The 22,359-nt window shown below is 59.5% G+C and carries 19 protein-coding genes and 1 pseudogene; 9 read left to right on the top strand and 11 right to left on the bottom strand.

Annotated features, from left to right (window positions below; all coding sequences use genetic code 11):
• Window position 1: 1 nt before the first annotated feature.
• The 7 genes from algG to yaaA form a co-directional block, all read right to left on the bottom strand.
• Window positions 2-1,570, bottom strand: a complete 1,569-nt coding sequence (algG, locus tag K1567_RS11340; RefSeq protein ID WP_034095994.1) for a mannuronan 5-epimerase AlgG — start codon at window positions 1,568-1,570, stop codon at window positions 2-4.
• The gene (locus tag K1567_RS11335) at window positions 1,570-3,057 is read right to left on the bottom strand and encodes an alginate export family protein (protein ID WP_034111837.1); all 1,488 of its coding nucleotides are present in this window, start codon (window positions 3,055-3,057) and stop codon (window positions 1,570-1,572) included. Before K1567_RS11335 ends, algG begins: the two co-directional genes overlap by 1 nt.
• The gene (algK, locus tag K1567_RS11330) at window positions 3,054-4,577 is read right to left on the bottom strand and encodes an alginate biosynthesis TPR repeat lipoprotein AlgK (RefSeq protein WP_231980868.1); all 1,524 of its coding nucleotides are present in this window, start codon (window positions 4,575-4,577) and stop codon (window positions 3,054-3,056) included. Before algK ends, K1567_RS11335 begins: the two co-directional genes overlap by 4 nt.
• Window positions 4,578-4,585: 8 nt before the next feature.
• A complete protein-coding gene (locus tag K1567_RS11325; protein ID WP_034095996.1) occupies window positions 4,586-5,752 on the bottom strand; it encodes an alginate biosynthesis protein Alg44 in 1,167 nt (388 codons plus the stop codon).
• A gap of 38 nt (window positions 5,753-5,790) precedes the next feature.
• On the bottom strand, window positions 5,791-7,281 hold the full coding sequence (alg8, locus tag K1567_RS11320) for a mannuronan synthase (RefSeq protein WP_034095997.1): 1,491 nt from the start codon (window positions 7,279-7,281) through the stop codon (window positions 5,791-5,793).
• A gap of 74 nt (window positions 7,282-7,355) precedes the next feature.
• On the bottom strand, window positions 7,356-8,672 hold the full coding sequence (locus K1567_RS11315) for a nucleotide sugar dehydrogenase (RefSeq protein WP_034096763.1): 1,317 nt from the start codon (window positions 8,670-8,672) through the stop codon (window positions 7,356-7,358).
• Window positions 8,673-9,572: 900 nt separating this feature from the next.
• Window positions 9,573-10,352, bottom strand: coding sequence for a peroxide stress protein YaaA (yaaA, locus tag K1567_RS11310; protein WP_034095998.1), 780 nt, complete (start codon window positions 10,350-10,352; stop codon window positions 9,573-9,575).
• A gap of 120 nt (window positions 10,353-10,472) precedes the next feature.
• Between yaaA and K1567_RS11305 the strand changes: the two genes are divergently transcribed.
• The 5 genes from K1567_RS11305 (at window position 10,473) to moaE (ending at window position 14,592) form a co-directional block, all read left to right on the top strand.
• On the top strand, window positions 10,473-11,597 hold the full coding sequence (locus tag K1567_RS11305; RefSeq protein WP_034095999.1) for a polysaccharide deacetylase family protein: 1,125 nt from the start codon (window positions 10,473-10,475) through the stop codon (window positions 11,595-11,597).
• A 339-nt stretch (window positions 11,598-11,936) separates the two neighbouring features.
• The gene (locus tag K1567_RS11300) at window positions 11,937-13,331 is read left to right on the top strand and encodes a PhoH family protein (protein ID WP_024073562.1); all 1,395 of its coding nucleotides are present in this window, start codon (window positions 11,937-11,939) and stop codon (window positions 13,329-13,331) included.
• A gap of 96 nt (window positions 13,332-13,427) precedes the next feature.
• Entirely contained in the window at window positions 13,428-13,901 is a 474-nt protein-coding gene (moaC, locus tag K1567_RS11295; protein WP_034096000.1) for a cyclic pyranopterin monophosphate synthase MoaC, read from the top strand.
• Complete coding sequence (locus tag K1567_RS11290; RefSeq protein WP_034096001.1) at window positions 13,898-14,140, top strand: MoaD/ThiS family protein; 243 nt, start codon at window positions 13,898-13,900, stop codon at window positions 14,138-14,140. Before moaC ends, K1567_RS11290 begins: the two co-directional genes overlap by 4 nt.
• 2 nt (window positions 14,141-14,142) lie before the next feature.
• Window positions 14,143-14,592, top strand: a complete 450-nt coding sequence (gene moaE / locus K1567_RS11285) for a molybdopterin synthase catalytic subunit MoaE (RefSeq protein ID WP_169868833.1) — start codon at window positions 14,143-14,145, stop codon at window positions 14,590-14,592.
• Window positions 14,593-14,726: 134 nt separating this feature from the next.
• On the opposite strand, the gene rhlB is transcribed toward moaE, so the two are convergent.
• Window positions 14,727-16,196 carry an ATP-dependent RNA helicase RhlB gene (rhlB, locus tag K1567_RS11280; RefSeq protein ID WP_034111841.1) on the bottom strand — a complete coding sequence of 490 codons (1,470 nt, stop codon included), beginning with the start codon at window positions 16,194-16,196 and terminating at the stop codon, window positions 14,727-14,729.
• Window positions 16,197-16,292: 96 nt separating this feature from the next.
• Complete coding sequence (locus tag K1567_RS11275) at window positions 16,293-16,949, bottom strand: alpha/beta hydrolase (RefSeq protein WP_034096004.1); 657 nt, start codon at window positions 16,947-16,949, stop codon at window positions 16,293-16,295.
• Between the two features lie 347 nt (window positions 16,950-17,296).
• Here K1567_RS11275 and K1567_RS11270 point away from each other — a divergent pair, with 347 nt between their 5' ends.
• From K1567_RS11270 to K1567_RS11255, 4 genes are all read left to right on the top strand, one after another.
• Window positions 17,297-18,328, top strand: coding sequence for an amino acid ABC transporter substrate-binding protein (locus K1567_RS11270; protein ID WP_034096005.1), 1,032 nt, complete (start codon window positions 17,297-17,299; stop codon window positions 18,326-18,328).
• A 72-nt stretch (window positions 18,329-18,400) separates the two neighbouring features.
• Entirely contained in the window at window positions 18,401-19,582 is a 1,182-nt protein-coding gene (locus K1567_RS11265; protein WP_099312812.1) for an amino acid ABC transporter permease, read from the top strand.
• A 10-nt stretch (window positions 19,583-19,592) separates the two neighbouring features.
• Window positions 19,593-20,690, top strand: a complete 1,098-nt coding sequence (locus tag K1567_RS11260; protein WP_034096007.1) for an amino acid ABC transporter permease — start codon at window positions 19,593-19,595, stop codon at window positions 20,688-20,690.
• Between the two features lie 11 nt (window positions 20,691-20,701).
• Window positions 20,702-21,466, top strand: a complete 765-nt coding sequence (locus tag K1567_RS11255; protein WP_034096008.1) for an amino acid ABC transporter ATP-binding protein — start codon at window positions 20,702-20,704, stop codon at window positions 21,464-21,466.
• Between the two features lie 66 nt (window positions 21,467-21,532).
• Here the strand turns inward: K1567_RS11255 and K1567_RS11250 are convergent, their stop codons facing one another.
• Entirely contained in the window at window positions 21,533-22,021 is a 489-nt protein-coding gene (locus tag K1567_RS11250; RefSeq protein WP_034096009.1) for a type II toxin-antitoxin system MqsA family antitoxin, read from the bottom strand.
• Window positions 22,018-22,328 (bottom strand): annotated as a pseudogene (locus K1567_RS11245) (type II toxin-antitoxin system MqsR family toxin). Before K1567_RS11245 ends, K1567_RS11250 begins: the two are co-directional and overlap by 4 nt.
• Between the last annotated feature and the right edge of the window lie 31 nt (window positions 22,329-22,359).

The following is a 22,359-nucleotide window of genomic DNA, read 5'->3' as shown; positions in this document are numbered from 1 at the left end:
CTCAGTCCTGCATTTCGGTCTGGCGTTCGACAGGGTCGATCAGCACGGCTTTCTGCTGGCGCACCAGCAGGTCGAGAATTTCTTCCTGGCGATCGCCGAGGACGCCGGAGAAGCTGATGCCACTGGATTTGGTCGGCGCCAGCATCGACACGCGGTACAGCTCGATACTCAACGGCGAGTCGATGGACAGCGGCCCGCTGCCGTTCCCCGCCAGTTCACCGCCGACCACGATCAGGGAAACCTTGGCGTCGAACGGATCGAGGGCGATGTCGCGGTCGGTGTCGGTCAAGTCCTTGATGTGGCCGTAGACGCCGGTCAAACCGTTGGCCATCGCGACGTTTTCGTACAGCTTGATGTTTACGCTGTTACGCACGCGGATGCCGTGGCGGCGGTTGCTGATCACCTTGTTGCCCCACAGCAGGTTGTCGCCGCTCTCATAGAGGGTGATGCCGTCGGTGTGGTTGCGGTAGATCTCGTTGTCGGCGATCAGGTTGTTGACGCTGTTACGGTCGATCACCAGGCCCGAGAGTTTGTTGTCGTAGCTGCGGTTGTTGAAGATGAAGCTGTCGTTCACTTCCCGGGAAATGATGATGCCGTGCTTCTTCTTGGTGCCGTAGACGGTGTTGTCCGCAATGATCAGGCCGTGGGAACGGTCGTGGGGGTCAATGCCGTAGACGATGTTGTCTTTGTAGGTATTGCCCTTGATCACGAAGCCGGTGGTCTCGTAGCAGTAGAAGCCGTACCACATGTCCGAGAACTCTGAATCAATGATCCAGCCGGTCGGCTCAGGACGCTTGAGTACCTTGGCCATATTCGGCGTGTACTGGGAAATACTCACCCCGTACGACTTACTGTTGGCGTAGCCGAAACTGGCCATTTTGCTGTTGGCGACGTAGGTCTCGGTGCCGCCCCAGGCCAGCAGGAACGGGCGGAATTCCTTGGGCGACTTGAACAGCGCCGGGCCATTGGCCTTTTCGCTCCAACCGGTGATTTTGGTGTCGCGCACAAACAGCTGGCCGTCGTTGATCAGGAACGAACCGGCTTCCTGGGACAGGCGCAGCTCTTGGGTGCGCTTGTCGATTTCGAGGATGCCCTTGCGCCCGACCACGATCGGCAACTTGGCCAGGAACACGCCCGGCGAGGTTTCGCTCAGGTACTGCTTGGGCACTTTGCCCAGCAGGTCCTTGAGGTTCATGTAGCCGTCGTCGATAAAGATCGCCTGGGGAATGCCATGCTGGCGCACCACCCATTCGGCCATCTTGTTATCGCCGCCGATAAAGTCCTTGAGCGCGTCTTCCTGCATCATGCGACGGATGCTGATTTTGCCCGGCTTGGTGCGTACGATCTTTTTTTCCATGGCCGCGGCGGTGTAGCCCGACAGGTCGGGCAGGGCCGGCTTGGCCATTTCCAGCGGCGCGGTCGGCGGGCTGGAAATGGTGTAGGTCTTGGCCTGTTGCAGTTCCTTGGCGATGGTCGGCGCCTTGGCCGTCGTATCGGCAAACGCGGTGGTACTGGCCACCAGCATTGCCGCGACGAGTAGGCTTTGAGCATTCATTGCGCAGGCTCCCATCAGAATTTCCAGATCACGTCGACAAACGCGCGATGCATGTACGAGTCGACCTGGCTGCCGTAGGCGTCACCCGGTTTGAACACACCCGCACGGAAACGCACCAACGCCGACGGCTCGTCGATCGACTGGCTGAGCGCGGCCGGCAGCAAGCCGGTCTTGAAGTACTTGGTGACCACCAGGTCCATCTCCTGACCCAGGTCTTTCTTACCGTCTTCCAGCGGCAGGGACGTGCTGGAGAGGATCGCGCCGGTCACGTCGTCGGTGTTGTTCTGCACCGCGTCGATACCGTTGCTGCCCACCGGCTTGTTGCCGTCCACGCGCCAGAACTTGTGGTACACCAGGCTGGCGTCATAGTCCTCACGCAGTTGCCAGGAGCCGAACAGGCTCATGGACTGCATGTTGTTCATTTCGCCGCGAAACGCTTCGCCGAAGCGATGCACACGGGATTGGGTGCCGGTCCAGTTCGAACGGTTGCTCTGCAGGCCGTTCTGTTCGTATTCGGCGCTGGCGCGGGCATAGGCCGCACCCACTTGCCACTGCGGGTCGAGACGCAGGCGGATACCCAGGTCGGTGGCCCAGCCGTTCACGTTATCGCTGCGCTTGGCCTGGTCCGGGCGGCTGCCGTCTGCTTTGAGGGCGTTGACCGTGTCGCGGTCGCCCTGCATACCGGTGACGCTGGCCCAGTAGTTGACGGTGTTGGTGTTGCGCCAGTTGTAGGCGTCGCTGTTGGCTTCGATGCCGAGCCAGGTCAGGTCGCCGTTTTCGCGCTTGTCCAACGAGTCGGTGGGCACGCCCGGTTCCGGGTAATCCAGCTTGCCGTCGTCATGAGTGTGATGGCCGCGCAGGCCGATCCACTGGCCCGGCATCCACTGGTAGGAAGCGTCGGCGTAGAAGTGCTGGCGGTCCTTGTCCTTGGGCGACAGTTCCTTGAGGTCGGTGCGGTATTCGCTGAAGCGTTCGGCGGCGCCCACATTGGCTTTGAGCAAAGTGGTGTCGAAGGTCCAGTTCAGCGCTTCGATATTGGTGTCGCGCCATTGGCCGTCGTCGTTGCGCAGGCGCTGGCGGCCGAACTTGAGGATCTCGCCGGGGTAGGGCGTGAAGCCGCTGTAGCCCACCCAGAACTCACGCATCGCCAAGTAGTTTTTCTTGGCTTTGCGGTCGTCATTGGTGGTGGGCTGGTCTGCGTCATCGGCCGACTGTTGCAGGGTGTCGGTCTCGATGATGTCGCTGGACACCACCGCCTGGCCCATGGCGTAGGCGCTCCAGTTGCCGCTTTCGCCGTAGATCCACGGGCGCAGGTCCAGGCCGACGCCGTTGACGTCGCCGCCTTTCTGGGTGCCCAGGTCGCGGTCGTCTTCGGATTGCGCGGTGGCTTTGACTTCCAGGCCGAAATTCTTGGCTTCGGTCAGCGCGGCCAGGGTCGGGCACGACCACAGCAGGGCAAAGGTCAGGCCAATACCGGCCTTGACGAATGGGTTGAGCTTCATAGGGATTCCTCGCCGTCTTCTTCTTGCAGGGCGTGCAGTTGCAGCGTGCTTTGGGCCAGGGTGCCGCGCGCGGCCAGCTCCTGTTGCACCAGGCGTTGGCCTTGGGCGCGTTGTTCCGGAGTCAGCGGGGCTTCGAGCTGGGCGGCCAGGTCATTGGCCTCCGGCGTGTCCTGGGCCTTGGCCAACTGGCTGAAGACATAGGCATTGACGGGGTCGGGCTTGGTGCCCTTGCCTTGGGAAAACAATTGGGCGATGGCGAAATCGGCGCTGTTCTGGCCGTTGCGCGCAGCGGTCAGCAAGTGGTCCAGGGCCTTTTGCGGGTAGACCTTGCCCAGGTAGCCACGGCGATAGATCTGGCCGAGGTAGTAATCGGCGGCCACTTCTTTGCCAACGGCTTTTTCGAAATGCGCTTCGGCGGCCTTGGCATCGGCCGGCACCCACTTGCCCTCGTAGTAGAGTTTGCCGAGCAACAGTTCAGCGCGCGGCTGGTCGGCGGCGCGGCCGTTGTCCAGGTACTTCATCATTTGGTCGACGTCGCCCAGTTCGGGGAAGTCGTAGAGCAGTTGCGCCAGGCTGACCCAGGACGCGGGGTAGCCGGGGGCGATTTTTTCCAGCAGCGCCTGGGCCGTCTTTTCGTCGGTCTTGCCCAGGGAGGCATCACCCAATACGCGGGCAACGCTGTCGACCCGTTGAGCGGTGACGGTGCCACGGCTGTAGCCGGCTTCCATCTGCTTGAGCAGTTCGGCTTGTTTTTCTGGCTCGGCTTTCTTCTGATAGACCGTAGCCAGTTCGACGTAGCAAATATCGGTGGTGTTCAGCGCGGCTTTGCAGATGCGCTCCACATCATCCAGATGCTGATCGTAGGTGTTCTGGGTGCGATACAGCAGCACCTGGGCCAGGCCCGCTTCCGGATAACCCGCCGCCTGCCACTGACTGATCTGCTGCTGGGCATTCACATTGGGAAAGCTGTGAGGGTATTGCAGGTACAGCATCGCCAGTGGAATCAGGGTGTTGCCTTCGCCATTGGCAAAGGCTTTTTTCAGCAGGGTTTCGGCTTCGTGGTGCTCGGCCTCGGTGGCGCCGGGCTTGGCCACCAGCAGGCGACCCAGGCGCGCCTGGGCGCGGGGCGAAGTATCCGCTGCGGCGCGGTACGTGGCCTCGGCCTGTTTGATCTGCGCCGGGTCACGAGTGCCAACCTGGATATCGGCCAGGCCCACTTGGGCCTCGCTGTAACCCAGGTCGGCCAGTTGCTGGTAGTTCTGCTGCGCGGTGACGGTGTCGCCGCGCTTGAGCGCTTCATTGGCCAGGCGTTGGTCGGGCAGGCCGACGCAACCGGCCAGCGAGATGGCCAGGGCCAGCGCACAGTAGGCCGAGGCGAAGTGGGATTTGCGCTGTGCGGGAGATGGCTTGCCTGCGAGCGTATCGGCGCGGTCAGCCTGGTAAACCGAGTCGCCAGCATCGCGGGCAAGCCCGGCTCCCACAGGGGCCAGTGTTGTTGTCGAGATAAGGTTCACAGGCATGTCCTCGCTTACAGACCGTGAGCCATGGCTTTGTCGATCAGCCAGTTCAGCGATGGGCCGCGGTCGCTGATCACTTCCACCGGGCGGCCGGCGTAGGTGCTGTCCAGCGGGGCATCAGGCTTGATCTGCACGCGGATGTCGGAGGACAGGTCGGCGCTGTTCAGGCTGGTGCTGCTGACGATGGTGCCGGTGCGGGTCTGTTCTTCGTCGGCGACCTGGAAGCTCACCGGTGTACCTGGGCGCACGTCGGCGAACTGGCGATAGGTGAAGCGCGCTTCGACGTTGGCTTCGCTGCCGCGTGGAACCAGTTGGAAGATCACGTCGCCCTTGCTGGCGTATTGGCCGTCGGCGACCAGTTGCTGCGCCACCACGCAATCGCAGGGCGAAGTCAGGGTGCCGGTCATTTGCTTGCCGAACAGCTCTTCGACTTTGGCCGGTTGCAGTTGGTCTTCGTCGAGGTGGCCTTTGAGCACATCGAGCATGCTGGTGCTGAAGGTGGCCAGCGGCGCGCCCTTGGCGGCGACCGCATCACCTTTGAGCAGGCTCTGCACGGTGCCGTCGCGCGGCATGGTCACGTTCATGCCCGGTACGCTGACCAGGCCGGCCTGGGCGTGGCTGACAAAGTACATGCTGTAGATCGACTTGAAGACGAACCCGAACGCTGCCAAGCCCACCAGGAAGATCGCCAGGCTGAAGGTCACGGCACGCAAGCGACCGAAGGCGCTCATGTTGCTGCCGCCGTCCTTGACCTTGCGCGCCTTGGTGAAGTTGTCGCGCTGCAGAGTCGCCAGCACGTCGCCCATGGTCACGATGTCACCGGACAGATGCGAGGTGATCAGGTGGCGCAGGGTGGAAATATCCTGGGCGTCGAGGTTCTGGAACTGGCAACCGGTGCGGCCGGTCTGGCGGTCGTAGGAGCGAATCTGCAGCTCGACGTCCATGGCCAAGCCAAGGTTATCGATGACGAATTGCAGACGACCCTTGTGCACTTCACCCACGTTCAGCGGCTGGGTGGCGGTGAACGCCAGGCCGCCGGCGGACAGGTCGATCACCCGTGCTTCGGTCTGGCTGCGGTCAGTGTTGAAAAAGCGCAGCTTGGCCGGGATTTTGACCCGGGCGTGCTGACGCTGGGCTTCGGATTCGTGGACAACGTTGGCGTTTACTTGGCTGTTCATGACGGTGTAATTCCTAGGTTAATTCAGGCTTGGCTGGGTCAGACCATCATCAGCAACACGGCGACGAAAATGCTGCCGGCGGAGAAGGTCATGGTCCGAGACGACCAGGTGTTGAACCAACGTTGAAAGCTGGCCAAATCGCGGGTCAGTTTGGTGTCCTGGCGGGTCCAGGACTGTTGATCAAGGCGGAAGAACACGTAGATCTTCACCAACGCGCCCATGATCTGGTTGTAATAGAGAATCAGCGGGTAGGCCGGGCCGATCTTGTGGCCGGAGCACGACAGCAGCAGGGTCAGGATCAGGCGGGTGATGCCGATCCACAGCAGGTACGCGAGGATGAATGCGCCGCCGTACTTGAAGGTGGCGATGATTGCCACGGTCAGGCCGAGCAGCGAAGTCCACATCGACACGCGCTGATCGAACAACACGATGCTGGTGAACAGACCCAGGCGACGCACACCCAGGCCCAGGGCACGGGAGTTCTGACGCAGGTTGTTGCCGTACCAGCGGAACATCAGCTTGCGGCTGGCCTTGATAAAGCTCTTTTCCGGCGGGTGTTCCACGGTGTTGATCGCGGCATCCGGCACGTAGAACGTGTCGTAGCCCAAGCGCATCAGGCTGAACCAGCTGGACTTGTCATCACCGGTGAGGAACTTGAAACGGCCCAGGCGCCAGTGTTGCAGCGAGTCGCTTTCCACGTCAGCAATAAAGCCCGGGTCGGTGACCACGCTGGCGCGGAATACCGACATACGACCGGTCATGGTCAGTACGCGCTTGGACAGGGCCATGGAACACATGTTGATGTGGCGTTGGGCGAAGCGCAGCTTGTGCCACTCGCTCATGATGTAACCGCCGCGCACTTCGCAGAACTCGTTGGTGGTCAGGCCGCCGACGTTGCCGAACAGCTGGAACCACGGCACGGTCTTGCGTACAACGCCTTCGGCGAGCACGGTGTCGCCGTCGATCACCGCCACGACCGCGCGGTCATCCGGCAAGTGACGCGAAATAGCACGGAAACCGAAGGCCAGGCCGTCGCGCTTGCCGGTGCCGGCGATACGCACGAAGTCGAGCTTGACGTGTTCTGGTGGGTTCATCTTTTCCCACAAGCTCTTGACCAGCAGCTCATCGGACATTTCCACCAGGGAGCAGACCACGGTGGTCGGGAAGCCACAGTCGATCGCTTCACGGATCACCGAGCTGTACACCTGGGCAGTGGTCAGGGCATCGATGCGGAAACTGGTGACCATCAGAAACACATGGGACGGGTCGGCAGCCTTGCCCAGCTTGCGGACTTTGCGGCGCAGGTGCGGGTAGACCACATACAGGAACAGCATGCCGCGAAAGAAATGCGTAGCGCCCATCGAGTAGCGCCAGATACCGACGGCGCCAATCAGGAAAATAAAATTCTTCGACTCGGAGTCGAACGTACTCGCCGGCAACAGCAGGGCGAGTCCCATCAGCAGGCTCAGAAACAACAGCCAGCCGGCGGATTGGAGGAGTACGTGTTTTAGCGTGGACATAAGCGTCATCCGAAGGTGAAGAAGGCTTCAAGCTGCAAGCGCTGGGGATAAGGACGCTTGCAGCTTGAAACTTGCCGTTGCTGTTACCAGCAAATGCCTTCAGTACGGCCGCTCGCGCTGGTGGCCTTGGACATGAAGCCCACCAGATCGACCACTTGCTTACCTTCCGGCGCGTTATGGGCCAGGGCGCGGAACTTCTCGTCGCGGTTGCCCAGGATGATCACGTCGGAGTTGTTGATCACATCGTCGAAGTCCGAGTTGAGCAGGGACGACACGTGGGGGATCTTGCCTTCGATGTAATCCTTGTTGGCGCCGTGAACACGCGCGTATTCGACGTTGCTGTCGTAGATGCTCAGGTCGTAGCCCTTGCCGATCAGCATCTCGGCCAGCTCGACCAGCGGGCTTTCACGCAGGTCATCGGTACCGGCCTTGAAGCTCAGGCCCAACAGGGCGACTTTGCGTTTGTCGTGGCTGGAGACGATGTCGAAGGCGTTCTGCACCTGGGACTCGTTGCTGCGCATCAGGGAGTTGAGCAGCGGTGCTTCCACGTCCAGGGAGCCGGCGCGGTAAGTCAGGGCGCGAACATCTTTTGGCAGGCACGAGCCGCCGAAGGCGAAACCTGGGCGCATGTAGTACTGGGACAGGTTGAGGGTCTTGTCCTGGCAGACCACTTCCATCACTTCGCGACCGTCGACACCGACCGCTTTGGCGATGTTGCCGATTTCGTTGGCGAAGGTGACTTTGGTGGCGTGCCACACGTTGCAGGTGTACTTGATCATCTCGGCGACGGCGATGTCCTTGCGGATGATCGGTGCGTCGAGTTCTTCGTACAGCGACTGCAGGACATCGCCGGAGGCTGTGTCGAATTCGCCGATGACGGTCATCGGTGGCAGGTCGTAGTCGGCGATGGCGGTAGATTCGCGCAGGAATTCGGGGTTGACCGCGACGCCGAAATCGACGCCTGCTTTCTTGCCGGAGCAGTCTTCGAGGATTGGGATCACCACGTTAGCGACGGTGCCCGGCAACACGGTGCTGCGCACCACGATGGTGTGGCGGGTGGTCTTGTCACGCAGGACAAAACCGATCTCGCGGCATACCGATTCGATGTAGTTGAGTTCCAGGTCGCCGTTTTTCTTGCTCGGCGTGCCGACGCAAATCATCGACAGGTCGGTATCGCGGATGGCTTCGGCGAAGTTGGTGGTGCCGCGCAGTCGACCCGTTTGGATACCCTGGCTCAACAGTTCGCCCAGACCCGGTTCAACGATTGGCGATTTGCCAGCGTTGATCAGGTCGATCTTTTCCTTGGAGATGTCCACGCCGACCACTTCGTGGCCACGGGCAGACAGGCAACCGGCACAGACTGCGCCAACGTAACCCAAACCAAATATGCTGATGCGCATCGCATTTACCTCATTGTCATTGAAGACGGTGTTAATCATGCCAATAGATGGCCGGAGTTCATGTTTGCAAGCGTCACTGTTTCCACGAAAGTTAGGCGAATAGACGCCGACTTACCGTGTACAGGCATGTTAAATAGTGAGTGTCTAACAATTGCACTCAAGTTGTGCGCAACGTGGCCTTGTTATTGGGGCCTGCCCTCAAATGCAGCCAGCCTTCCTGGGAGAAGGGCATGGCGCCAGTGCCGCAGAGCTTTGATAGGGGCAATAAGCCTTTAAATATCAAAGCCTTGGGATGTGTCACTGACCCATTGGGGTAAGCACGACCTTAGCCTTATAGTTTGTGGCAATAATTCCTTATCGCCGCCTTTAACTAATCAGTTGGTAATATGACCCATGAGTCGAAGTTGAATATGACAACTTCGCTACTTCCGTTGGTCGCCATGTAAGTCATCTCTTACAGAAACCGAGAATTTCGTTACCGGTGGTATGAGCGGCGCTTTAGGATGAAGTTCCTAGCCGCTCATCCTGTTTCCAGAAATTTCTTGAAATACGAGAGGAGATGGCACTAGTACTATATTGATAGCACTTGCTATTTGGGCCAGTAGTTGTGGGGAGTTGGCGCGTGGGGATAGTTTTGTGCCACTAGTGTGAAAAAAAACCGGTGCCACTACGAAAAAAAACGATGAATGTCGAGTGAAACTATTGATAGGGTTGTGTCGTGATATTTTTTGACGTCAAATAAATGACGATTTTTGATCTGCAGTGCAAACAGATAGGTGGGAGGCACCTGCCCCCGATTGCGTTGTGTCAGTCAATTTATGTATCGACTGATGCGCTGCCATCGGGGGCAAGCCCCCTCCCACATCTGCATTTTTTTGTCTGAGAGAGGCGGGTACGGCCTTATTCCGGTGCGTGGTCGCGCAGAAACACCAGGTTGTCCGGCTTAGACTGCTCCGCATTGAAGCGGTAGCCTTGCACATCAAACCCCTTGAGCTTTTCGGGGTCATTGATGCGTTCTTCGATCACAAAACGGCTCATCATGCCGCGCGCCTTTTTTGCGTAGAAACTGATGATTTTGTACTGGCCGTTTTTCAGGTCCTTGAACTCGGTGTTGATGATCCGCGCGTTCAGGGCCGTGCGTTTGACTGCCGAAAAGTACTCGTTGGACGCTAGGTTGAGTAGCACATCGTCACCTTGGGCGGCCAGGGCTTCGTTGAGCCATTCGCTGATGCGTGCGCCCCAGAAGGCGTACAGGTCCTTGCCACGGGCGTTGGCCAGTTTGGTGCCCATTTCCAGACGATACGGCATCATCAGGTCCAGCGGGCGCAGCAGGCCATACAGGCCTGAGAGCATGCGCAGGTGGTCCTGGGCGTAGCTGAAATCGGCGTCGCTGAACGTTTCCGCGTTCAAGCCGGTATACACGTCGCCCTTGAAGGCCAGCAGGGCCTGCTTGGCGTTTTCGGGGGTGAAGGCGGGCGTCCAACTGCCAAAGCGCGCGGCATTCAGGCCGCCGATCTTGTCGGAGACGTGCATCAATTCGCTGATCTGCGCCGGGCTGAATTCGCGCAGTTGCTCGATCAGTTCCTGTGAGTGATCCAGGTACTGCGGCTGGGTGAAGCGCGCAGTGACCGGCTTTGACTCGAAATCGAGGGTTTTGGCGGGGGAAATCACCATCAGCATGAAGTTGGCTCCTGTAATCGTGGGCGCGATTCTAGGGGCTGGGGCGATTTGACTCCACCTATGATGGCGATAGGCGCGATCCGCTATGATGGCCGGTAGTTCTGGAGAGGGAGACCCTGTGTGCGAATAGCGCTTTTATTGTCCGCTTGTCTGTTGTGCCTAAGCGCCCAGGCCGCGCCGGTGGACGTGGCCAGCCTGGACCGTGGCATCTGGCCCGAAAAGCTCAGCACGCCGGCGCTGTTCGATGTGGGCTCGCGCGCCGAAATCCTGATGTTCGCCCACAGCCTGCTGGCCAGCGAGTCCCAGGATGAAGCGGCTCTTAAACAACGCCTGGGATTGAAGATCATCAACCTGGCGGCCATCAACGACCTGCGCCGTGAGCTGTGGCAACGCTTGCTGGAGAACTACAGCGTCGCCCAGCAGAGTTGCGAGGTGGATGCGTCGTTCTGCTACCTGGTGGAAAACATGGACGACCTTCGCGAGGAGGCCGGCAAGTTCCAGATCAGCGAAAGCTCCTTCTATATAGATTGGGCCGCCCCCAGCCATGCCTTCCATGAGCGCTACCTGGACGAACTGCTGCGCAAGGCCGCGCTGTTTCCGCAGATCAGCAGCGAGGTTGCGCGGTTCGGCGACCATGAACGCAATGGCGATGAATTCAATGACCGCCTGTTCCTGCTGACCTTCGACGGCGGCCCCGCGCCCGTCAGCGGCAACACCGATTGGCTGGCCGACTATCTGCGCAAACAGAAGATGAACGGGGTGTTCTTTGTCCTCGGTAGCAGCCTGCAAACCCGCGTGGAGCGCAGCTCCGCCGCCGACGTGCAGGCGCTGTACCAAGGCCAGTGTGTGGGCACCCAGGGCTGGCAGTACCGTTCCCATAGCCATTGGGTGGACTGGCAAAGCTCGATCACCCGCAGCGCTGCGCTGGTGCAGAACCTGATGCCGGAAAACTACCTGCCGCTGTTTCGCCCACCCTATGGCCAGCGCCGCGCGGACAGCCAGGGGTTTTTCCAATCACAGGGCTTGCAGGTGGCGTTGTGGGACATCGATTCCCAGGACGAGCCGGGCAAGCTCAAGGCTGAAGAATCGGCGCAGCGCGTGCTCACGCTGATGCTGTTATGGCGCAAAGGCGTGATTGTGTTTCACGACACTCAGGACAAGGCGCGGGTGGCATTGCCGTGGTTGCTGCAGGCGACCGCCCAGAGCGGCCTGGGTTGGCAGGACTGTCGCGAAGCGTTTCGATGAAGTGCACGGCCCTGTTGGGTTTGCGCAAGTTTCGGGGTGATTTTGTGCGACATTTCGATGCAGGCGGACTTCCGACTTTAACGGCGCAGCTGGCACTCGGCTAGTGCTATTCGTCATCCTGAAAAATAAACTTCAAAAAAGCGTCAAAGTGCTTTTTCCTGTCACACGTTTTGCGGTATTACGAAGTCAGATCGCCGAAACCTGCAGCACAGGTGGCGTCTTCCAAGACTCCTCATGTGGGCATGCACTTGACGTCACTCAGGTGCATTCGGTGGTCGAATCGAGGCGCAGCACCGCCCAGGTATTGCGTCGACTGGCTCCCACAAAAGGTGACCGAGTATGGATGATCATGGACGTAACCCTTCTTCCGACCAGCCAATCCTTTATGTGCTTGATACGAATGTATTGATCCACGATCCAAACGCACTGCTCAATTTCGAAGAACACCACGTCGCCATCCCGATGATCGTGCTTGAGGAGCTCGACAAACTCAAAAGCGGCCACCACAGCGTTGCCGCCGAATGTCGCCAGGCCATCCGCCTGATCGACAAGACCCTGGGCGAGGCCTCGCCTGAAGATGTTGAAGTCGGTGTGCCGATCCAGCGCGGCAAGAGCGGACCCAAGGGCTTGCTGTCGATTCTGATGAGCAAGCGCAGCGAGCCCAACAGCCTGCTGCCGGAAAACCTGAACGACAACAAAATCATCAACCAATTGATCGACCTGCACGCGCGTGACAAGGACCTGCGTCTGGTGCTGGTGACCAAAGACATCAATATGCGCCTCAAGGCTCGCGCATGTGGGATCGCGGCCGAGGACTACAGCACCGACCAACTGGTCGACGACGTTTCGATGCTATCCCGTGGGTATCACACCATGACCGGTTCGTTCTGGGACCGTGTCAGCAAGGTGGAAACCCGTCAGGACCATGGCCGCACCTGGCATCAGGTACAACTGATCGACAACCTGCCGGCGGTGCATATCAATGAATTCATCATCGACGAACAGGGCTTCGTGGGCTGGATCAAAGAGATCCAGGTCGACAAGCTGCTGATCCTCGACCTGCATCAGGAACCCCTGTTGCACCAGGAAGCCTGGGGCCTGAAACCGCGTGATATCTACCAAAGCCTGGCGCTGTATGCGCTGTTGGATCCGGATATCCATCTGGTGAACCTGACCGGTGCCGCCGGTTCCGGTAAAACCATCCTGGCCCTGGCGGCCGCCATCGAACAGACCATGGTCACCAAGCGCTATCGCCGCATCATCGCCACCCGCAGCGTGCAGGGCCTGGACCAGGAAATCGGCTTCCTGCCCGGCACCGAAGCGGAAAAAATGGAACCGTGGCTGGGGGCGATCACCGACAACCTCGAAGCCTTGCACATGGATGACGAAAACACCCATGGCAGCGTCGACTACATCCTCAGCAAAGTGCCGTTGCAGTTCAAATCCCTCAACTACATCCGAGGTCGCAGCTTCCAGCAGAGCCTGATCCTGATCGACGAATGCCAGAACCTCACGCCGCACCAGATGAAAACCATCATCACCCGTGCCGGCGCCGGTTCCAAAGTGGTGTGCCTGGGCAACCTGGCACAGATCGACACCCCTTACCTGTCCGCGACCAGTTCCGGGCTGACCTACCTGACCGAACGCTTCAAGGATTTCCCGAACGGCGTGCATATCGCGCTGCAAGGGGTGCCTCGCTCGATTCTGGCGGAATACGCAGAGTCGCATCTCTGAGTCGCAAGCTTTAAGCTACAAGCTGCAAGTGGGTCCGGTGAGCTTTTGACCTGCCGCTTGCAGCTTTTAGCTTTTTTGCTGCCTCAAGGAGGCCTCGTGCTGACTCATCTCGATTCCCAAGGTCGCGCCCATATGGTCGACGTCACCGACAAGTCCGTGACGTTCCGTGAGGCGGTGGCCGAAGCGCGGGTGCGCATGCTGCCCGAGACCCTCAAAATGATTGTCGACGGTGCCCACCCCAAGGGCGACGTGTTCGCCGTGGCCCGTATCGCCGGGATCCAGGCGGCCAAAAAGACCAGTGATCTGATTCCCCTGTGCCATCCGCTGATGCTGACGGGCGTCAAGGTCGAGCTGGCCGCTGAAGGGGAAAATACCGTACATATCGTCGCGCGCTGCAAGCTCTCGGGGCAGACCGGCGTGGAGATGGAAGCGTTGACCGCCGCCAGCGTCGCCGCGCTGACCATTTACGATATGTGCAAGGCGGTGGATCGCGGCATGACCATCGAAAACATTCGCCTGCTGGAAAAACTCGGCGGCAAGAGCGGGCATTTCAAGGCAGACCAGGCATGAGCATCAACGTATTGTTTTTTGCGCGTTACGCCGAGGCGGTGGGCTTCGATTCGCTGGAGATGGAAGGCGAGTTTGCCACCGTGGATGCCGTGCGCCTGGCCTTGGCCAGCGACCCCGAGTTCGCCGTACTTAACGAGGCGAGCCTGATGTGCGCGCGCAACGAGGAGTTGTGTGATCTGGACGAACCGGTCTTGGCCGGTGATGACGTGGCGTTTTTTCCGCCCGTGACCGGAGGCTGAACGTGGCCATTCGTGTGCAGGTGGAGGCCTTTGATCCGGGTGCGCAAGTCAATGCCATGCACGCCGCGAATGTAGGCGTGGGCGCGGTGGTGAGCTTTGTTGGCTACGTGCGCGACTTCAACGATGGGCGCGATGTGTCTGGCATGTTCCTCGAACATTATCCGGGCATGACCGAAAAGGCCCTGGCCAAGATCACCGCCGAAGCCGAGCAGCGCTGGCCATTGCTCAAACTGGAAGTGCTGCACCGCGTCGGCGCCCTGGAGCCGGGCGAGCCGATTGTGTTCGTCGCGGCTGCCAGTGCCCATCGCCAGGCGGCGTTCGACGCCTGTGCGTTTGTGATGGATTATCTGAAGACCCGTGCGCCGTTCTGGAAGAAGGAAAACACACCGGAAGGTGCGCGCTGGGTGGAAGGGCGAGACAGCGACCACACTGCGGCGGATCGCTGGAAGTAGTACGGTCAAAAATCAGCTGAAATTAAATGTGGGAGGGGGCTCGCCCCCGATAGCAGTGTGTCAGTCAACAGAGGTGTTGAATGTGCCATAGCTATCGGGGGCAAGCCCCCTCCCACTTTTTATCGCATTCCAGCTTACGGGCGTTTGCGCTCTACGGCCCGCAATAGATGCGTCGGCGGTGTCTCGCAGCTGATCTTGCGCCCCAGCAGCGCTTCGATCGACGGCAACTGATACGAGTCATCTTCCCCGGCAAAGCTGATCGACACACCCGCCGCTCCGGCGCGGCCAGTACGGCCGATGCGGTGTACATAGTCGTCCGGCACTTCCGGCAGAGTGAAGTTGATCACATGGCTGATGCCGTCGATGTGAATCCCGCGGCCTGCCACGTCGGTGGCCACCAGCACGCGAATCTTGCCTTCGCGGAAACCTTCCAGGGTCTTGATGCGCTTGTGCTGAGGCACGTCGCCGGACAGTTGCGCGGCGTTCACGCCGTCACGCACCAGGCGTTCTTCGATGCGGCGCACTTCGTCCTTGCGGTTGGCGAACACCATCACCCGCTCCCAACCGTTGTCGTTGACCAGGTTGTAGAGCAGTTTGTATTTGTCGGCACCGGCCACGGCATAGATGTGCTGCTCGACGTTTTCGCTGGCGACGTTTTCCGCTTCGATCTCCACGATCGATGGGTCGGTGGTCCATTGCTTGGCAAGGTTCATCACGTCTTCGGTGAAGGTCGCGGAGAACAGCAGGGTCTGACGCTCGCTTTTCGGCGGGGTCTGGCGAATGATCTGGCGTACCTGTGGGATAAAGCCCATGTCGAGCATGCGGTCGGCCTCGTCCAGCACCATCACTTCGACCATGTCCAAATGCACGTCGCCGCGCTGGTTGAAGTCCAGCAGGCGACCCGGGGTGGCAACCAGGATGTCGCAGTGGCGGGCTTCGAGGTGCTTGAGCTGCTTGTCGAAGTCCATGCCGCCTACGAACGTCATGACGTTGAGGCCGGTGTACTTGGTCAGGTCGGCAGCGTCCTTGGCGATCTGTACCACCAACTCGCGGGTTGGCGCGATGATCAGCGCGCGCGGTTCGCCCATGTAACGTTCTTTGGGCGGCGGCGTTTGCAGCAGTTGGGTAATGATCGAGATCAGGAACGCGGCGGTCTTGCCGGTGCCGGTCTGCGCGCGGCCGATGGCGTCTTTGCCGGCCAGGGTAAAGCCCAGCACCTGCGCCTGGATCGGCGTGCAGTACGGGAAGCCCAGGTCCTGGATGGCGTGCATCAGTTCCGGAGCCAGCTTGAAGTCATGGAAGCGGGTCTTGCCTTCCTGGGGCTCGACGACGAAGTCTTCGAGTTTCCATGGGGTGACCGGCGGTTTGGGCGCACGTTGACGGCGCGGTGCTTTGGCTTGCGGGGCTGGCGTGGCCTCAGCCGGTGCAGTCTGTTCGGGCGCGGTCACCGATGGCTTCCTGGGCGGGGCCACAGGTGCGGTCCGGCCGGGCTGTTGACCGTCATTGCGGCTGCCGGGCGTCGGGACAGGGGCGCTGGGAACAGGCGCGAGCGGCTCAGCCTCGCTTTTGCCGAACATCTTCTTGAGTGCTTTGAGCACGGTGATCTCATTAATTGGTTAAGGAATATACGCCGGCCAGTGTAATGCAAGATTCGGGCGCGGCGTAGTGCGTCTGTCATACGGCTACATAAAGCGAGGGTTTCAGCGCAGGCGGTCGCTCAGCCATTGCCCAATGTCTTGTATCTCTTCAGGTAACACTTCGTGTCCCATTGGGTATTCCTGCCATGTCACGGTGACACCATGGTGCTTCAAGTACTCCATTGCTGTACGACCCATGGCGTTCTGCACCACGTCGTCGTACTGGCCGTGCAGGCAAAGGGTCGGAATGCGCTGTTGACTGGCGGATAACTCCAGCTCATCGCTGAACGTGGGGGCATAGGTGGAGAGGGCGATCACGCCACCCAGCGGTCCCTGCCACTTCAGAAAAGCGGTGTGGTAAACCACGGCGCCGCCTTGGGAGAACCCCGCGAGGAAAATTCGCGACGCGTCTATCCCGGTTCTTTTTTGCGCTTCGATCAAATCCATTACGGTTTGCGCCGAAATTTCCAGCTCTTCCAGGCTGATGGAGCGGGCGGGGCTCATGGCCGTTATGTCGTACCAGCTGGGCATCTCGTAACCGCCGTTGATCGTTACCGGACGGATCGGTGCCTGGGGCAAGACGAATCGGGTGGACAGCAGATCTTCCTGTAGGGCTTCGGCTACGGGCATGAAGTCATAGCGATCGGCACCCAGGCCATGCAGCCAGATAACACAGGCATCGGCAGGCTTGGCGGGCTGAAGAATAAGGGGGTCGGTCATGTTCGCTCCATAAACGTGCGCTCGCTCCGATTGGGTGCGTCGGAACGGTGCGCAGTGGGTTGATTTGTTAACAAGATGTCGCAACGTTGAATCTTTTACCCTTGAACCTGGGCTGAAACGACTCAGCCGTCACTCTGGTACGGCGCTTGCTATGTGTAGGTCGATGTCAGAACTATCCTCGGTCGGTAACACTATCAGTGAGTGCCGCTTGGGAGATAGCCGCTGGAATTAATGCGACAGTCCCATGCCGCTTGACCCTAAAAAAAGCCAACACGGGTCAATATCGCCTCATAAGGGTGCGCTGGGATTCGAGCTCCGACACAACAAGAGCAAAACTGGAGGTTTGAATGAAGGTATTGAAATCCACCCTGGCCATCGTATGCGCGGCCGCTGTACTGGGTGTCAGCGGTTTCGCCCAAGCCGGCGCAACCCTGGACGCTGTGCAGAAGAAAGGCTTTGTACAGTGTGGCGTGAGTGACGGCTTGCCGGGTTTCTCGGTACCGGATGCCAGCGGCAAGATCCTGGGGATCGACGCTGACGTATGCCGCGCTGTGGCGGCTGCCGTCTTCGGTGACGCCACCAAGGTCAAATTCAGCCAGTTGAATGCCAAAGAGCGTTTCACCGCGCTGCAATCGGGCGAAGTCGACATTCTGTCCCGTAACACCACCATGACCAGCTCCCGCGATGCGGGCATGGGCCTGAAATTCCCGGGTTTCATTACCTATTACGATGGCATCGGCTTCCTGGTTAACAACAAGCTGGGCGTCAAAAGCGCCAAGGAACTGGACGGTGCAACCATCTGCATCCAGGCCGGTACCACCACCGAGCTGAACGTTTCCGACTACTTCCGTGGCAACGGTCTGAAATACACCCCGATCACCTTCGACACCTCCGACGAAAGCGCCAAGTCGCTCGAATCCGGGCGTTGCGACGTGCTGACCTCCGACAAGTCCCAACTGTTCGCCCAGCGCAGCAAGTTGGCCTCGCCGAAGGATTACGTGGTACTGCCGGAAACCATTTCCAAGGAACCACTGGGCCCGGTCGTGCGTAACGGCGACGACGAGTGGCTGGCCATCGTGCGCTGGGTAGGCTATGCCATGCTCAACGCGGAAGAGGCCGGTATCACTTCCAAGAACGTCGAGGCTGAAGCCAAGTCCACCAAGAACCCGGACGTAGCTCGTCTGTTGGGCGCTGACGGTGAATACGGCAAAGACCTGAAAGTGAAGAAGGACTGGGTCGTACAGATCGTCAAGCAAGTCGGTAACTACGGTGAAGTGTTCGAGCGCAACCTGGGCAAGAGCACCCCGCTGGAAATCGACCGTGGCCTGAACGCACTGTGGAACAACGGCGGCATTCAATACGCACCGCCTGTGCGCTGATCGCTGATGGTTCTGTCACCCGGTGGGCCAACCGCCGGGTGATGTTCTGTTCCATTCTTTCCGGGGCACTTCATGCAAAATCAAATCGGCGCACCCAAGCAGAAGCTCAGCTTCAGCGACCCCAAAGTGCGTGCGTGGCTCTTCCAGATCATCACGATTGTGGCGGTGGTCTCGCTGGGCTGGTACCTCTTCAACAATACCCAGACCAACCTTCAGCACCGGGGCATCACCTCGGGTTTCGACTTTCTTGAACGCAGTGCCGGCTTCGGCATCGCGCAGCATTTGATCGATTACACCGAATCGGACAGCTACGCCCGGGTCTTCGTGATCGGCCTGCTCAACACCTTGCTGGTGACGTTCATCGGCGTGATTCTGGCCACCTTGCTGGGCTTTATCATCGGCGTGGCGCGCCTGTCGTCGAACTGGATGATCAACAAACTGGCGACGGTATACGTGGAAGTTTTCCGCAACATCCCGCCGTTGTTGCAGATCCTGTTCTGGTACTTCGCCGTGTTCCTGACCATGCCAGGGCCGCGCAACAGCCATAATTTCGGCGATACCTTCTTTGTCAGTAGCCGTGGCCTGAACATGCCGGCGGCGCTGGCCGCTGACGGTTTCTGGCCGTTCTTGGCGAGCATTGTGCTGGCCATCGTGGCAATCGTGATGATGGCGCGCTGGGCCAATAAACGCTTTGAAGCCACGGGCGTGCCGTTCCATAAGTTCTGGGCGGGCCTGGCGCTGTTCATCGTGATCCCGACACTGTGCGCGTTGATCTTCGGCGTGCCGCTGCACTGGGAAATGCCCAAGCTGCAAGGCTTCAACTTTGTCGGCGGCTGGGTATTGATCCCCGAACTGCTGGCGCTGACCCTGGCACTGACGGTGTACACGGCAGCGTTTATCGCCGAGATCGTGCGCTCGGGCATCAAGTCCGTCAGCCATGGCCAGACCGAAGCCGCTCGCTCCCTGGGCCTGCGTAACGGTCCGACGCTGCGCAAGGTCATCATCCCGCAGGCCCTGCGGGTGATCATTCCGCCGCTGACCAGCCAATACCTGAACCTGGCGAAGAACTCGTCGTTGGCCGCCGGTATCGGTTACCCGGAAATGGTTTCGCTGTTTGCCGGCACGGTGCTCAACCAGACCGGCCAGGCGATCGAAGTCATTGCCATCACCATGAGCGTGTACCTGGCGATCAGCATCAGCATTTCCCTGCTGATGAACTGGTACAACAAGCGCATTGCGCTGATCGAGCGGTGAGGAAACGCACATGAGTTCGCATACTTTCAAACCTGATATGCCGCCGCCGAGCAAAGTCTTCGGGCCGATGGCATGGATGCGCGCCAACCTGTTTTCCAGTTGGCTCAATACACTGCTGACCCTGCTGTCGATCTACCTGGTGTACCTGGTGGTGCCGCCGATCCTGCATTGGGCCATCCTGGACGCTAACTGGGTTGGCACCACCCGCGCCGACTGCACGAAGGAGGGCGCCTGCTGGGTGTTCATCCAACAGCGTTTCGGGCAGTTCATGTATGGCTACTACCCCGGCGATCTGCGCTGGCGCGTGGACCTGACCGTGTGGCTGGCCATCGTCGGCGTGGCACCGTTGTTCATCTCGCGCTTCCCGCGCAAGGCAATCTACGGGCTGAGCTTCCTGGTGCTGTACCCGATCATCGCCTTCTTCCTGCTGCATGGCGGTGTATTTGGCCTGGCCACCGTGGCCACCAGCCAATGGGGCGGCCTGATGCTGACCCTGGTCATCGCCACCGTCGGCATCGCCGGCGCCTTGCCCTTGGGTATTGTGCTGGCCTTGGGGCGGCGTTCGAACATGCCGGCGATTCGTGTGGTCTGCGTGACCTTCATCGAATTCTGGCGCGGCGTGCCGCTGATTACCGTGCTGTTCATGTCCTCGGTAATGCTGCCGTTGTTCCTGCCCGAAGGCATGAACTTCGACAAGTTGCTGCGGGCGCTGATCGGCGTGATCCTGTTCCAGTCGGCCTATGTGGCCGAAGTGGTGCGTGGCGGTTTGCAGGCCATCCCTAAAGGCCAGTACGAAGCGGCCGCAGCGATGGGCCTGGGCTACTGGCGCAGCATGGGCCTGGTGATTCTGCCGCAAGCCCTGAAGATGGTGATTCCGGGGATCGTCAACACCTTCATCGCGCTGTTCAAGGACACCAGCCTGGTGATCATCATCGGCCTGTTCGACCTGCTCAACAGCGTCAAGCAAGCCGCCGCCGACCCTAAATGGCTGGGCATGGCCACTGAAGGCTACGTGTTCGCCGCCCTGGTGTTCTGGATTTTCTGTTTTGGTATGTCGCGCTATTCCATGCACCTGGAACGCAAGCTCGACACAGGCCACAAGCGTTAGGAGTTCTTTTGATGAGCGAAGCAATCAAACAGCCTGTGGGCCCTGAAGGCATTATCCAGATGCAGGGCGTCAACAAGTGGTACGGCCAGTTCCATGTGTTGAAAGACATCAACCTCAACGTCAAGCAGGGCGAGCGTATCGTGCTGTGCGGCCCGTCGGGTTCCGGCAAGTCCACCACCATCCGCTGCCTCAACCGCCTGGAAGAGCACCAGCAGGGCCGCATCGTGGTCGATGGCGTGGAGCTGACCAACGACCTCAAGCAGATCGAAGCAATCCGCCGCGAAGTCGGCATGGTGTTCCAGCACTTCAACCTGTTCCCGCACCTGACCATCCTGCAGAACTGCACGCTGGCGCCGATGTGGGTGCGCAAGATGCCCAAGCGCAAGGCCGAAGAAATCGCCATGCACTACCTGGAGCGCGTGCGCATCCCGGAGCAGGCCCACAAGTTTCCGGGGCAGTTGTCCGGCGGCCAGCAACAGCGTGTGGCGATTGCCCGGGCACTGTGCATGAAACCGAAAATCATGCTGTTCGATGAGCCGACTTCGGCACTGGACCCAGAGATGGTGAAAGAAGTACTCGACACCATGATCGGCCTGGCCGAAGACGGTATGACCATGCTCTGCGTGACCCACGAAATGGGCTTTGCCCGTACCGTGGCCAACCGCGTGATCTTCATGGACAAAGGCGAAATCGTGGAACAAGCGGCACCGAATGACTTCTTCGACAACCCGCAGAATGATCGGACCAAGTTGTTCTTGAGCCAGATTCTGCATTGATCCAGCGGTAAAGCTTGAAGATAAACCCGGCCTTGGCGCCGGGTTTATTTTTGCCTGTCGACCGTGTCAGGACGCCTGAGCTGAAAGCTGTTGCGCGTCTTTGGCGATGAGCAGCCGGTTAAGATCTTCGCCAACGTTGAGCGTCTCTATCTCCGCCAACAGGTGGGGATGTTTATCCAACAAGCGCATCAGGATGAGTAATGGCTCAGGTGGAAACACCTCGGCCCTTTCGTACCGGGAAAATGCGTTGTGGCCGCGGCCAATCAACAGCCTCACAGCCTCCTTTTGGGTCAGATGTAATTTGCGCCGAATTCGCTTTATTTCGGCGGCAATGACTTTTCGCGCATCGACCAACAGTTGATCACTGGCAGTGGAATAACGCTCTGCACTGTCGGTGTCCATATCGAACTCCCTTTCATGGCAGACCTGGCATTCCCAGCCGGCGATATCAGGAATCTTGCGCAGCATGCCGCGGGTATTGATCGTGAAGGTGCGACCTTCGAAATGCTGCATGCCTTCAGCAGCGCCGCAGCTCACGCATTGTCGGGTTCTCATGAAGTTTTCTCCTTGAAGGAGATTACCGGCGGCCCACCGCTTGGACGGTAGGTCACTTTGATGTAAATCTCCGTGCCGTAAAACTTGATCAGATAGACGTCCTGCATATCTGATGGTCTGCGTATGTAGTCATTGACTTGTACAACATTCGAGCTTCCAGAGCGCAAACGGCAAGTCGCATCTGACCGAGGCTCAACTCCAGCTGCCGCCCTCCCTCTCGCGCGCTGGCGGTGAAAGCGCGCGCACCTAGCCGGATGACCTCTTCCTTGACTTGAGCCAAATCGTAATGAGGTGTGTGCTTTTCCATAAGACACCTAAGTTGATAATTACCCTTTAAG

The sequence above is a fragment of the Pseudomonas sp. S5F11 genome (genome assembly GCF_019641515.1).
Lineage (GTDB): Bacteria > Pseudomonadota > Gammaproteobacteria > Pseudomonadales > Pseudomonadaceae > Aquipseudomonas > Aquipseudomonas rhodesiae.
The sequence above is the reverse complement of the archived record's forward strand: the minus strand, read 5'-3'. Positions and strand labels throughout refer to the sequence as shown.

Bases quoted from the DNA above. Each gene is read 5' to 3' on its own strand.
- algK (WP_231980868.1), bottom strand. From the start codon at position 4,577: ATGCCTGTGAACCTTATCTCGACAACAACACTGGCCCCTGTGGGAGCC.
- yaaA (WP_034095998.1), bottom strand. From the start codon at position 10,352: ATGCTGATGGTGATTTCCCCCGCCAAAACCCTCGATTTCGAGTCAAAG.
- K1567_RS11315 (WP_034096763.1), bottom strand. From the start codon at position 8,672: ATGCGCATCAGCATATTTGGTTTGGGTTACGTTGGCGCAGTCTGTGCC.
- K1567_RS11275 (WP_034096004.1), bottom strand. From the start codon at position 16,949: ATGACCGACCCCCTTATTCTTCAGCCCGCCAAGCCTGCCGATGCCTGT.
- alg8 (WP_034095997.1), bottom strand. From the start codon at position 7,281: ATGACGCTTATGTCCACGCTAAAACACGTACTCCTCCAATCCGCCGGC.
- algG (WP_034095994.1), bottom strand. From the start codon at position 1,570: ATGGGAGCCTGCGCAATGAATGCTCAAAGCCTACTCGTCGCGGCAATG.
- K1567_RS11265 (WP_099312812.1), top strand. From the start codon at position 18,401: ATGCAAAATCAAATCGGCGCACCCAAGCAGAAGCTCAGCTTCAGCGAC.
- K1567_RS11260 (WP_034096007.1), top strand. From the start codon at position 19,593: ATGAGTTCGCATACTTTCAAACCTGATATGCCGCCGCCGAGCAAAGTC.
- K1567_RS11335 (WP_034111837.1), bottom strand. From the start codon at position 3,057: ATGAAGCTCAACCCATTCGTCAAGGCCGGTATTGGCCTGACCTTTGCC.
- K1567_RS11325 (WP_034095996.1), bottom strand. From the start codon at position 5,752: ATGAACAGCCAAGTAAACGCCAACGTTGTCCACGAATCCGAAGCCCAG.
- K1567_RS11290 (WP_034096001.1), top strand. From the start codon at position 13,898: ATGAGCATCAACGTATTGTTTTTTGCGCGTTACGCCGAGGCGGTGGGC.
- K1567_RS11250 (WP_034096009.1), bottom strand. From the start codon at position 22,021: ATGAGAACCCGACAATGCGTGAGCTGCGGCGCTGCTGAAGGCATGCAG.
- K1567_RS11270 (WP_034096005.1), top strand. From the start codon at position 17,297: ATGAAGGTATTGAAATCCACCCTGGCCATCGTATGCGCGGCCGCTGTA.
- K1567_RS11255 (WP_034096008.1), top strand. From the start codon at position 20,702: ATGAGCGAAGCAATCAAACAGCCTGTGGGCCCTGAAGGCATTATCCAG.
- K1567_RS11300 (WP_024073562.1), top strand. From the start codon at position 11,937: ATGGATGATCATGGACGTAACCCTTCTTCCGACCAGCCAATCCTTTAT.